10 protein-coding genes are annotated in these 11,488 nt (G+C 72.4%); 5 read left to right on the top strand and 5 right to left on the bottom strand.

Annotation, left to right across the window (positions count from 1 at the left end; all coding sequences use genetic code 11):
• Positions 1 to 100: 100 nt before the first annotated feature.
• From ACZ6S8_RS19130 to ACZ6S8_RS19120, 3 genes are all read right to left on the bottom strand, one after another.
• Entirely contained in the window at positions 101 to 274 is a 174-nt protein-coding gene (locus ACZ6S8_RS19130) for a CsbD family protein (protein ID WP_469457180.1), read from the bottom strand.
• Between the two features lie 134 nt (positions 275 to 408).
• Complete coding sequence (locus tag ACZ6S8_RS19125; protein WP_469457178.1) at positions 409 to 1,236, bottom strand: aldo/keto reductase; 828 nt, start codon at positions 1,234 to 1,236, stop codon at positions 409 to 411.
• Between the two features lie 112 nt (positions 1,237 to 1,348).
• The gene (locus tag ACZ6S8_RS19120; RefSeq protein WP_469457177.1) at positions 1,349 to 2,764 is read right to left on the bottom strand and encodes an NAD-dependent succinate-semialdehyde dehydrogenase; all 1,416 of its coding nucleotides are present in this window, start codon (positions 2,762 to 2,764) and stop codon (positions 1,349 to 1,351) included.
• A 307-nt stretch (positions 2,765 to 3,071) separates the two neighbouring features.
• Between ACZ6S8_RS19120 and ACZ6S8_RS19115 the strand changes: the two genes are divergently transcribed.
• The 3 genes from ACZ6S8_RS19115 (at position 3,072) to ACZ6S8_RS19105 (ending at position 6,766) form a co-directional block, all read left to right on the top strand.
• Positions 3,072 to 5,447, top strand: a complete 2,376-nt coding sequence (locus ACZ6S8_RS19115) for a phosphoketolase family protein (protein WP_469457453.1) — start codon at positions 3,072 to 3,074, stop codon at positions 5,445 to 5,447.
• Between the two features lie 139 nt (positions 5,448 to 5,586).
• The gene (locus tag ACZ6S8_RS19110) at positions 5,587 to 6,033 is read left to right on the top strand and encodes a DUF5709 domain-containing protein (RefSeq protein ID WP_469457176.1); all 447 of its coding nucleotides are present in this window, start codon (positions 5,587 to 5,589) and stop codon (positions 6,031 to 6,033) included.
• A 394-nt stretch (positions 6,034 to 6,427) separates the two neighbouring features.
• Positions 6,428 to 6,766, top strand: coding sequence for a hypothetical protein (locus ACZ6S8_RS19105; RefSeq protein ID WP_469457174.1), 339 nt, complete (start codon positions 6,428 to 6,430; stop codon positions 6,764 to 6,766).
• Positions 6,767 to 6,908: 142 nt separating this feature from the next.
• Here ACZ6S8_RS19105 and ACZ6S8_RS19100 read toward each other — a convergent pair whose 3' ends face one another.
• Complete coding sequence (locus tag ACZ6S8_RS19100; RefSeq protein ID WP_469457172.1) at positions 6,909 to 7,748, bottom strand: SDR family oxidoreductase; 840 nt, start codon at positions 7,746 to 7,748, stop codon at positions 6,909 to 6,911.
• 92 nt (positions 7,749 to 7,840) lie between these two features.
• On the opposite strand from ACZ6S8_RS19100, the gene ACZ6S8_RS19095 reads away from it, so the two are divergent.
• Together ACZ6S8_RS19095 and ACZ6S8_RS19090 are read left to right on the top strand one after the other, a co-directional pair.
• On the top strand, positions 7,841 to 8,212 hold the full coding sequence (locus tag ACZ6S8_RS19095; RefSeq protein ID WP_469457169.1) for a winged helix-turn-helix transcriptional regulator: 372 nt from the start codon (positions 7,841 to 7,843) through the stop codon (positions 8,210 to 8,212).
• A 228-nt stretch (positions 8,213 to 8,440) separates the two neighbouring features.
• Positions 8,441 to 8,947: a DUF6193 family natural product biosynthesis protein gene (locus ACZ6S8_RS19090; RefSeq protein WP_469457168.1), complete on the top strand. Its 507-nt coding sequence runs from the start codon at positions 8,441 to 8,443 to the stop codon at positions 8,945 to 8,947.
• 677 nt (positions 8,948 to 9,624) lie between these two features.
• On the opposite strand, the gene ACZ6S8_RS19085 is transcribed toward ACZ6S8_RS19090, so the two are convergent.
• On the bottom strand, positions 9,625 to 11,469 hold the full coding sequence (locus tag ACZ6S8_RS19085) for a N,N-dimethylformamidase beta subunit family domain-containing protein (protein WP_469457452.1): 1,845 nt from the start codon (positions 11,467 to 11,469) through the stop codon (positions 9,625 to 9,627).
• Positions 11,470 to 11,488 lie beyond the last annotated feature (19 nt).

The following is an 11,488-nucleotide window of genomic DNA, read 5'->3' as shown; positions in this document are numbered from 1 at the left end:
ACGCCCCCCCCCCCCCGCGGTGTGGGGGGGGGGGGGGGGGGCTGGGGGCCCGCGGGGGCGCGGCCCCCGCGGGGGCCCCCCCCGCCCCTGTACGCGAAGGTCAGTGCTTGAAGGTGTCCTTGACCTTCTCCTTGGCCTCGCGGGCGTCGCCCTTGGCCTGCTCGGCGCGGCCCTCGGCGGTCAGCCGCTCGTTGCCCGTCACACGGCCAGCGGTCTCCTTGAGCTTGCCCTTGGCCTGCTCGCCCTTCGCCTCGGTCTTCTGCTCACCAGACACAGCTGATCACTCCCTGTTGCGTGGAAAAAGTCTTACAAGGGCCCGTATGACCCGTAAGCCCTCGCCCAAACGGGCAGGCGCTTCCTCCGAGGGGATCGGCACCTGACCCCGGCCGGGCTCCAGGCCGGTGTCCTTCAGCCGTTGAAGCGGTCCGGATCGGGGCCGGTGCGCTCGTTGCGGTTCAGCGCGGAGATCTCGCCGATGTCCCCTTCGTCGAGCTCGAAGTCGAAGAGGTCGAGGTTCTCCTCGATGCGTTCGCGAGTGACGGACTTGGGGAAGACGATGTCCCCGCGCTGCAGGTGCCAGCGCAGCGTCACCTGGGCGGGAGACTTGCCCACCCGCTCCGCGATGCGGGTGATGGTCGGGTCGTCGAGTACCTTGCCCTGCGCGATGGGGGACCAGGCCTCGGTGGCGATGCCGTGTTCCGCGTCGAAGGCCCTGACGTCGTCCTGGGTGAGGTAGGGGTGGACCTCGATCTGGTTGACCGCGGGTACGACGGTGCCGGCTTCCAGCAGCCGGCGCAGGTGGCGGGGCTGGAAGTTGGAGACTCCGATGGCCTTGGCCCGGCCGGACCGGTAGATCTCCTCCATGGCCTTCCAGGTCTCCACGAAGTCTCCGTTGCCGGGCAGCGGCCAGTGGATGAGGAAGAGGTCCAGGTAGTCGAGGCCCAGGTCCCCCATCGTGCCGTCGAAAGCCCGGAGGGCGGCGTCGTACGCGTGGGCGCCGTTGTTGAGCTTGCTGGTCACGAACACGTCGGCGCGGTCGAGCCCGGATTCCCGGACCGCCTGGCCGACGCCCTGCTCGTTGCCGTACATCTGCGCCGTGTCGATGTGCCGGTAGCCGGCCTCCAGAGCGGCCAGCGTCGTCTCGCGGGTCTCCTCGGGCGGGATCTGGAAAGTGCCGAAGCCGAGCTGGGGGATCCGCACGGCGTTGTTGAGGGTGATGGCGGGTACTGCGGTCACGTTCTCTCCTTGGGTGCTTGTGGGTGCTTGTGGGTGCTTACGGGTGGGGCAGGGGGCGAGGCCTTTCGGGGCGCGCCGGGCCCGCGCACGGCGACGGCGCCGGGCCGCTCGCTCAGCCGGCGATACCCCGCAGCTCTGCGTCGGGCGGCAGGATCCGTACGAGCTTGCGGTTCACGAACTCCTGCATGCCGAGCTTCGACAGTTCCCGTCCGTAGCCGGAGCGCTTGATGCCGCCGAAGGGCAGGTCCGGCTGGGTCGAGGTGGGGTGGTTCACCCAGACCATGCCGGTCTCCACGCGCTCGGCGACCCGGCGTGCCCGATCGAGGTCCGCGCCGAACACGGAACCGCCGAGACCGTACTGGCTGTCGTTGGCCAGGGCGACGGCCTCGTCCTCGTCGGCGACCCGGTAGACCACCGCGGCCGGCCCGAAGAGCTCCTCGGCGTACGCGCGCATGCCCGGCTTGACGCCGGTGAGGATCGTCGGTTCGACGAAGGCACCCGGGCGGTCGATCCGGTGACCACCGGTCACGAGCTCCGCCCCCTGGTCGACGGTCTCGCGGATCTGGTCGGCCAGGTCCGCTGCCGCCCGCTCGGAGGAGAGCGGGCCCAGGGTCGTCGCCTCGTCGGCGGGGTCGCCCGGCCGCAGGTCCTCGAAGGCGCGGCGCAGGCCGTCCACGAAGTCCTCGTAGGCGTCCTCCAGCACGATGAACCGCTTTGCCGCCACGCAGCTCTGGCCGGTGTTCGCCATCCGGCCCGCCACCGCGGCGCCGATCGTGCGCTGCAGTCCCTCGCGGTCGAGGACGATGAACACGTCGCTCCCGCCGAGTTCCAGCAGGCTGGGCTTCATGTTCCGCCCGGCTCGTTCGGCGACCTGGGCACCCGCCGCCTCGCTACCGGTCAGGGAGGCCCCGCGGACGACCGGGCTGTCGATGATGCGCGAGATCTCGTCATGGCTCACGAACAGGTTGGTGTAGACGCCCTCCGGGGCGTGCGCGTCGCGGAAGAGCGCTTCCAGGGCGAGCGCGGACTGCGGACAGATCCCGGCGTGCTTGACCAGGACGGTATTGCCCAGCACCAGGTTGGGGCCCGCGAAGCGGACGACCTGGTAGAGGGGGAAGTTCCACGGCATGACGCCGAGGAGCACGCCGAGCGGCTCGTTGACGAGGTACGCCTCCCCCTCCTCGACGTCGAGCGGCTCGTCGGCCGCGAAGGCCGGACCGTGCTCGGCGTAGTACTCCAGGATCGACGCGGCGAGGTCCACCTCTCCGCGCGCTTCGGAGATGAGCTTGCCCATTTCCAGCGTGATCGTCCGGGCCAACTCCTCCTTGCGCTCCCTCATCAGCGAGGCGGCGCGTCCCACGACGGCGGCGCGATCGGAGACCGTGCGCTCGCGCCAGGCGCTGAACGCGCGGCCCGCGAGATCAAGTGCGGCATCGACTTCTTCGCCCTCGATGGCCGGGAACTCCGCAACCGTTTCCCCAGTGGCGGGATTCACGGTCGCAAAGGAACTCTTGCGCTGGTCTGACATGAAATCTCCAGAACGACGAGGGAGGGCTTTGTGTGGAACATCCCGTTCCGCCCGTGTCTCGGCTACCCGAGGCCCTGACGGGCAAACCGTGCGCGGGTCCGGACGGATCCCAGCGGGGAGTCGTTGAGGCGGCGGCTGCGGTCGGCTTCCCGTCCCGGCCTCCGCGCTAGCGCAAACGCCCGGGCGAGGGGGAGCCGTACGAGCGGCCCCGGCGCCGCGGCCCACGGGATGCGCTCGCCGGAGCCCGCGGGTTCAGGCAGATGCCACAGGGCAGGCGGACAGGCGTGCAGCATGCCCCCTGATGACGATGCGGAGCAGTGTCGTGACCGAGTCCATCCGACAGACCGGACAGCCGGACCCGCACACCTACCGGCGCGCCGCCGACTACGCGGCCGCGGCCCTCATCTACCTCCAGGACAACGTCCTGCTGAGCGAACCCCTGCGGCCCGAACACCTCAAGCCGCGTCTGCTGGGCCACTGGGGCACCTGCCCCGGCATCACCATGGTCTACGCCGCCCTCAACACCCTCATCCGGGAGCGCGACGCCGATGTCCTCCTGGTCACCGGCCCCGGGCACGGAGCCCCCGCCATCCACGCCAACCTCTGGCTGGAGGGCACCCACGAGGACTACGATCCGGCCCTCGCCCGAACCGGCGCCGGCCTGCGCGAGCTCGCCCGGCGCTACTGCGCCCCGGACGGCTTCCCCAGCCACCTCTCCCCGGCCCTCCCCGGAACCCTGCACGAGGGAGGCGAACTCGGATACGCCCTGGCCACCGCCTTCGGCGCGGCCCTGGACGCCCCCGACCGGATCGTCGCCTGCATCGTCGGCGACGGCGAGGCGGAGACCGGACCGACCGCCGGCGCCTGGCACTCCACCAAGTACCTCGACCCGGCAACCGGCGGCGCGGTCCTGCCGGTCCTGCACCTCAACGGCTACAAGATCTCCTCACCCACCGTCTTCGCGACGATGACGGACGACGAGCTCACGTCCCTCTTCCGCGGCTACGGCTGGGACCCGCGGATCGTGGACGTCACCCGCAACCCGCCGGGAGACCCGCTCGGAGAGGCGGTCCTCGACGCGCACACCGCGATCCGAGGACTCCAGAACCGTGCCCGCTCGGGCGACCAGCCGGTCCGCCCCGCCTGGCCCATGATCGTGCTGCGCAGCCTCAAGGGGCAGGGAGCGCCCGCCGAGGTCGAGGGCACGGCGATCGAAGGGACCTTCCACGCCCACCAGGTGCCGCTGCCGGACGTCCACGACGATCCGGAGCAGCTGCGGGCCCTGGAGGAGTGGCTGCGCTCCTACCGGCCCCAGGAACTGTTCGACGGCGACGGACGTCCCGTGCCGGACGTCCTGGCGGGCGTACCGCAGCGCGCGGCGCGGATCGGCGCCCAGCCCGCGGCGGACGGCGGGCGCCTGCGCCGCCCGCTCGACCTGCCGCCGCTGCAACCCCACGCGATCGACGTCGCCAAGGGCCGGGGCACCGCCACCGCGAGCCCCACCCGGGTCCTGGGCGACTGGCTGGCCGAGCTGATGCGGAGCAGCGCCGCGCGCCGCGACTTCCGCATCGTCTCGCCGGACGAGCTGGCCTCGAACAAGCTCGACGCCGTCCTGGCCGCCAGCGGCCGTGCCTACGTCTGGCCCGTCGAGGAGTACTCCGAGGACCTCACCCGGGACGGCCGCGTGATGGAGATGCTGTCCGAGCACAACTGCCAGGGCTGGCTCCAGGGCTACCTGCTGACCGGCCGGCACGGCCTGTTCCCCACGTACGAGGCCTTCGCCCCCATCGTGGACAGCATGGTCAACCAGCACGCGAAGTGGCTGAAGCTGTCCCGCGAGGTCCCGTGGCGCGCTCCGGTCAGCAGCCTCACGTACCTCCTCAGCAGCGAGGGCTGGCGCCAGGAGCACAACGGGTACAGCCACCAGGGCCCGGGATTCATCAACAACCTGCTGAACCGCAAGAACACCGTGACCGGGGTCTACCTGCCGCCCGACGCCAACAGCCTCCTGGTGACGATGGAGGATCTGCTCGGCGAGACGGGGAAGGTCAACATCGTCGTCGCGGGCAAGCACGACGCCGCCCAGTGGCTCGACCTCGACACCGCCCGCGCCCACTGCCGCGCGGGAGCCTCCGCCTGGCCCTGGGCGAGCACGGACGGTGGGACGGCCCCCGAGGTCGTCCTCGCCTGCGCCGGCGGCATCCCCACCGTCGAATCCCTCGCCGCCGCCGACATGCTGCGGCGCGACCTGCCCGACGCCGGGATCCGCTTCGTGAACGTCGTCGACCTGTGCTCCCTCGCCCCGCCGGACCGCCACCCGCGCGGAATGGCGCAGGACCGTTTCCGCGACCTGTTCGGTGACGACACCCCCGTCGTCTTCGACTTCCACGGGTATCCCTCCGCCGTGCACCAGCTGCTCCACGGCCGTCCGAACCCCGACCGGTTCCACGTCCGCGGCTACATGGAGGAGGGCACCACGACCACCCCCTACGACCTCCTCGTCCTCAACGGCACCTCCCGCCACGATCTGGCGATCACCGCCCTGACCTACCTGCGGGACCACCACGCCGGATCCCGTGAGCTCGCGGAGGAGTACGCCCGCCACCGCGACCGGCTCCGCGCGGAGCTGCGCCGTACCGGCGTGGACCCGGCCGAGATCACGCAGTGGAAGTGGCCGGCCTGAGCCGGAAGACCGGCCACCGCTCCTCATGGGTCAGGGCCTCGTACCGCCCCGTCCGTGTGATCCGCTGATTTGTGGGGAGGCGCCCAAGGAGGATGGATCAACCCCGGGAGCGGGGGATCCGAGAGGAAGGACGAGAGTGATGAGCGACTCCCACGCCCGCGGCGATGACGTCTACCAGCCCCAGCCCGAGGACGAGCCTTCCGAGGGCCAGCCGGACATGCAGGACAGCCTGGGGGAGCCGGACGCCGACGACCTGCTCGATCAGGGCCACTCGCCGGTCGAGCGGCCGTATGCGAGCGACCGCCACTCCACCACGGGCGAGGAGCAGCGAGAGGGGGAGAGCCTCGACGAACGTCTCGCCCGGGAACTTCCCGAACCGGCTCCCCAGGCAGGTGACGGAATCGGGGACCTGGCCGAAGGCGAGGGCGAACCGGTGGACCCCCAGGCCGGCGGCGCCCGCGCCGGGCGACTGGCACCGGTCACCGCCTTCCCGCACGAGAACGGCGTACTGGCTCACGACGTGGGCATCGACGCCGGAGCCGCCTCGGCAGAGGAAGCGGCCGTGCACATCATCGAAGAGCCGTAGGAGGGCCGCGCCGCCCGTACGACATCGCGGCGGCCGGCTGCGGCGGCACCACGGTCACCCACGCGCCCGCCTCATGGTCATCGCGCTCCTGCCTCGCGTCCCGCATCCGGGCGCGAGGCAGGAGTGTTGCGGAACGCCGCCGGGTGGCTCGGCCGCTGGGACGGAGGTCGCGGTCGGGTGCCTCGTACAGGGCCGCCGGGCCACCGTGCCGCGGGATTCCCCCTGGGCTGCGGTGACCGCCGAAACGCTTGATCGTTAGAGCCTGGGCGCCGTCAGCGCCGGTCACGGTCGTGGTGTTGCGTGCCCCTCGTGGCGGAGCGCGGTGCCGGCTCGGTGGGTGCCACCGCAGCCAGGCGGCGCCCGATGGTTCATTCGACGGCAGACAGGCAAGCACATGATCGAGAAGACCATGCCCCCTCACCACGCGTCGGAGCCTCTGACCGGAGGCCAGGCCGGCGCCCGCATGGCCGCCCCCGCCGGGACGGCCACGGCCTTCGACGTCGGATCCGCGCCGTTGACGGAAGACCAGAAGGCGGGTCTCGCCTGCATGCACTGTCTGGCGGACCTGCGGAACTCGCACGAGGCCGTGGTCGTGGCACAGACAGGGGCGGCACAGCTGTTCTCCTGCCCGGGGGCCTGTGCCCGTAGCCTCACCGGAGACCCCGGCGGGCTGGGACACGCACCGATGCCGCTCGCCATCCGCGTGGGCCGGAACGACGGCTGGGCCTGGTAGCACGCGCCCCTGTCAGTTCGCCTTCTGGACGGTTCGCCTGGTGGGGGCTGGGGCGGGTCGAGGACGTCGTACTCGAGGGGCGTGCCGGCGTGGCCAGAGGCGGACGCTGCCTTCGGGGCAGGAGGCGCGGCGCTGACCGGTCTCAGCGGAATGCGGCGACGTTGCGGGCGGCCCAGTCGGCGAAGGGGCGCGGGGCGCGGCCGAGGACGCGCTGGACATCCGGGCTGACACGCAGTTCGGCCGGGTTCGGGGAACCGAGTATGTCCAGGGTGTCGTCGGCGAGCTCCGCCGGCATGCTCTGGGCCATGGCGGCCCTGGCCTCGGCGCGGGTGAGTTCGTGGAATCCGACCGGCGAGCCCAGCGCGGCGGCGATGGCCTGTGCCTGCCGGCGCGGAGTGATCACCTCCGGGCCGGTCAACTCGTAGACGCCGCCGGTGTGACGGTCCTCCATCAGGCACGCCGCCGCGACCGCGGCGATGTCCGCCGGGTCGATGATCGGCACCCCGATGTCGCCGAAGGGTGCGGCGACGACCTGCTGTGTGCGGACGGATTCGGCCCACCACAGAGCGTTGGAGGCGAAGCCGCCCGGCCGCAGGACGACCCATTCCAGGCCTGACTCCCGCAGTGTGTCCTCCAATGCGCGCATCGCGATCCGCGTCGCGCCGAAGGGCCTGGTCACCACGCCCAGCGTGGAGAGCAGCACGACCCTGCGGACCCCGCCGGCCGCGGCTGCGCGGATCACGGCGGCAGGGTCGGCCTCGGCGCCGTGCAGGTCGCCGGAGAGGAGGAGGAACAGCGCCTTCGCCCCGGCCAGTACGGGCCTGAGGCCGGCCGGCCGGGCCAGGTCGGCCACCACGTGGCGAACCCCGCCCGGCACCGCGGCCGTATGCCGCGACACAGCCGTCACCTCTTGGCCGGCCTCGGCGAGCGCCTGCGTCAACGGCCGGCCGATGTTGCCGGTAGCCCCGGTCACCACGATCATGATCAGCTCCTTGTCGGACGTCCTTCTGTGGGTACGACGCTAGGAGCAGGGCTAACTCTTCGTAAGGACATACCTGTTGGTAAGCTCATCACGTGACGGAAAGCGCGCAGCTCATCCAGGCCGGTCCGGAGAAGCGGTATGACGTGTTTCACACCGACTGCCCAGCGCGCGGTGTGGTCGACCACGTGACCAGCAGGTGGGGGATCTGGGTGCTGATCTCCCTGCGGAGCAACGCTCTGCGGTTCTACGAACTGCGCGACAGCATTCAGGGCATCAGCGAGAAGATGCTCGCCCAGACCCTGCGCGCGCTGGTCCAGGACGGCTTGGTCTGGCGGGAGGTCGAGCCCACCACGCCGCCCCAGGTCACGTACGGATTGACCGAGTTCGGGCAGGACGTCGGCGAACCGCTGACAGAGCTGTTCGACCGGATCACACGCCGGCTGCCGCCGCGCAGCGCCGGATAGCCTCGGAGCCGTTGGGGTGGGGTGATGGGCATCGGGGCGGGACGTGGTGAGGGTGGCTGGAACGATCACGGGGCTCTCCGGGCTGCGTTGAGACGTACGGCCGAGGGCCTTGGGCTCGGCCTGCCGGAGTCGGGGGAGAACGGGGGACGCCTTGCGGAGTACGTTGACGCGGGAAGCGGGCGGCGCGTGATGGTGCACCCACCCCGCGAGGGGCAGCGGACCTTCCAGGTGAACCTTCGGAACAATGGCACGCCTCTGGCCTGGGGGTGGACTGCGGATCTGACCGAGGTTGTCACGGCGACGGTGGCGTGGACGGGTGGCGAGGGGCTCAGGGAGACCCACGCATGCGCCTCATTCGTCCGGTTCAGGCCCTGGGCTCTCGCCCACGAGCGGGAGCCGTTCGGCGCCGTCGAGTTGACGTGGTGGGTCAAGCTCGACCGTATCCACATGCCGCCGTACAACCGGCACCCGCGCGCCCACGCGCTGCTGGCGGCGGCGTACGCCCAGCCGGTGCTGCGCCGGCTGATGCCGGTCAACAGCCACTTCAACCTCAGGTTCTCCACCCGTGTTGAAGAGGCTTGGAAGGCTCGGGTCGGGTACGCCATCTACCCCTACGACGGGGGGCTTTACGGGGTGCGGAACGACGGCGAGCTGGTCGCGCGTACCGAGACGCCCGAGGAGGCCGTGGACCTCGTGGCGGCTGCGCTCCCGGAAGGGCTTGGGCCGGCGCGCTGAGGCGACGCAGAGGGACTTTTGCCGTGGAGGAACTCGGACCGGCCCCCCTAACGGGCCGCCCAGCGTACCCCTCGTCGTTGTCGGGCAGGCCCAGGGTCTCGTCCATGCACGGAGCCACGCCGGGGAGCGGCCCGGCCGTCGCCCCGGGGTCCTCGGCTGCGACGGGCGCGCCTCGCCGGTCCCGGGTCGTTCGCGTCAGCATCCGGCGGCCGCCTGCAGTGGGCCCGCCGGTATGCCCCCAGCGGGCCCACGGGAACCTCGGGCGGTGGGGATTCGGCTGGTCGGGGAGGTTGCGGGCGGAGGAGACCGCGACGGCCGAGTACGGAGCCTCCCGCGAGGGGCCTGTAGTCGGTGGGGCGGACCCGCGCACCGGCGAATGAGCGACTGGAGCCACCCCGTGTCCAGGCCGGGGGAGCACGTTGGTCCATCCGGAGCCGCCCGGTGAAGTTCAGCAGCGGCGGTATCCGGACGGCGGCCGGGACGCAGCCGGGGCTCTGCTCTCCTCCGGCAATGGCCGGCCGCCCGGGCCCGCGAGCGAGCGTATCGGCGGACGTCACGTTCTCCGCCGCCCCAGCCTGCACGGGGCAGCGGGCTCGGGTACGCGGACATGCCGGTGGCCCGGAACCCCGATCGGCATCACCATGGGCCCTTCACCCATTCCCCGGGCCCCGCGGCCGCTACGGCACCCCCGGGTGGCTGATCAGCAGGTCGTCCTCCGTCACCGCCAGCAGGCGACCCGAGTACGCCGTCAGGGCCCTGGCCGGCGGGAAGGCGACCGGGGGAGCGGACGGCGCGAACCAGGACTCGGTGAGGACGGGCGGACGGGTGAGGAGGCCGTCGGGGGTCACGGCGTAGAGGCGGGCGCCCAGGACGGCCAGCGCGGACGCCTTGCCCGCCGGGCCCAGGCGCCGCCACGGTGCGTCGAAGTCGCCCGCCGGGCGCTGGTACAGGGTGTCGTCGTGCGGAGTCACCGCGAACAGGCTGTTGTCGCACATCGCCAGGGCCGTCGTCCCCGCCGGAACCCGCCCGGCCGGGAGCCACGGAGCGGGCCCCGGCACCGGGGCCCTGTGCACCAGCCGGTCGTCACCGGTCACCGCCAGCAGGGCCAGCGGCATCGGGTGGGAGGCCTCGCGCGGCGCGGTCAGGCAGCGCAGCTCGGGGGACGGATCGCCGTCGACGGGCGGGCAGGGGGTCCACGGGAGGTTCTGCTCGGTCGGCTCGCGGTGGAGCACGGTCCGGCCGTCCTCGGCGACGGCGAACAACAGCCCCTCGCACACGGTGAGTGCCCGCAGGCGGGGTGCCGGGCCGACCGCGTGCCAGCGCGGGGCCGGGACAGCGCCCGAAAGCCGGTCGAAGACGTTGCGGGTGATCCGGTCGACCACCGGATCGTCCAGCGCGCGGCCCCAGTTGATGGTGGCGGTGTTGAAAACGCTGCCGGCCCCGGCACGGAACACCCCCATGGTCGCCCAGCCGCCCTGGCCGTAGGTCCGCCAGTGCCGCAGGTCGGCGGTGGCGAGGACGGCGAACGACCGGGGCGTTCCGTCCCGGCCCGTGGCCCGCGGCACCCCGGCGGACCAGTCGAGCTCCGCCGCGTCCGTCTCGTAGCCCAGGGCGCCGCGCGCGAAGGTGTCCCCGTCACGCAGTCCGGTGCCCTCGAAGACCCAGTGGTCGGCGAAGCGGACCGTGTACTCCTCGCGGCCGATCAGGGCCATGCCCTCGCCCCACGCCCCGGCGCCCTGCCGGAAACTGACCCCGGTCATGGAGTTCTCCGGCCGGTCGACCGGGGAACTCGACCACTCCACGGTCGTGCGCGCCGGGTCCACGGCGGCGACCGGGTCGGCGGCGGCGTCGCGGTGGCAGACCATCGTGCGGCCGCCGTCCTCCAGCCGGATCTGCCACCAGGCGGTGTTCCCGGCGAAGACGGCGAGGTTCCCGCCGCGCCGCACGAACCCCTCGACGGCGTCGCGCATCTGCGCCGTCCAGTACTCGTCGTGCCCGTTCACCACCAGCAGCCGGTACGGGGCCAGGAGACCGGCGCCGCCGTGCAGGTCGAATCCCGAGCAGTACTCGACGCTGCGCCCGGTCCGGTGCAGCCAGCGCAGCAGCGGCTCCTCCCACCGCTCCGGCGGCGGCCCGCCGCCCGGCGCTGCGAGGGAGACCCGGGCCGCGCGGGTGGGCTGCTCCGCGTAGTAGATGCTCCGGCCCGGCTCGCCGGCCCGGTGGTAGGCCCGCCAGGTGGGGAAGGGCACGGACACGAGCACGGTGGAGGAGCCGCCCGGCCGCGCCGCCCGCACGACGAACCACACCTCGTGCTCGGCGTCCCGCTCGGGTGCGGGCACCTCGGGGCGGGCGTCGTGGAAGGACGCGACGTACAGCGAACTCGGCCATGTGCCCGGCACGTCGAGCGTCCAGCCCGGCCCCGCGAGGTCCGCCTCGGCCACGACCCGCTCCGCCACCGCGTCCGTGACGACCACCCGGCCCGCGAACCGGGCCCCGTCGCCCGCCGCCACGTGGAACCGCATCCGCCCGCCCTGGACGCAG

Source organism: Streptomyces sp. NPDC048461, from assembly GCF_055587105.1.
The sequence above is the reverse complement of the archived record's forward strand: the minus strand, read 5'-3'. Positions and strand labels throughout refer to the sequence as shown.

Coding starts and splice junctions, on each gene's coding strand:
- ACZ6S8_RS19085 (WP_469457452.1), bottom strand. CDS start 11,469: ATGCGGTTCCACGTGGCGGCGGGCGACGGGGCCCGGTTCGCGGGCCGG.
- ACZ6S8_RS19105 (WP_469457174.1), top strand. CDS start 6,428: ATGATCGAGAAGACCATGCCCCCTCACCACGCGTCGGAGCCTCTGACC.
- ACZ6S8_RS19120 (WP_469457177.1), bottom strand. CDS start 2,764: ATGTCAGACCAGCGCAAGAGTTCCTTTGCGACCGTGAATCCCGCCACT.
- ACZ6S8_RS19110 (WP_469457176.1), top strand. CDS start 5,587: ATGAGCGACTCCCACGCCCGCGGCGATGACGTCTACCAGCCCCAGCCC.
- ACZ6S8_RS19100 (WP_469457172.1), bottom strand. CDS start 7,748: ATGATCGTGGTGACCGGGGCTACCGGCAACATCGGCCGGCCGTTGACG.
- ACZ6S8_RS19115 (WP_469457453.1), top strand. CDS start 3,072: ATGCGGAGCAGTGTCGTGACCGAGTCCATCCGACAGACCGGACAGCCG.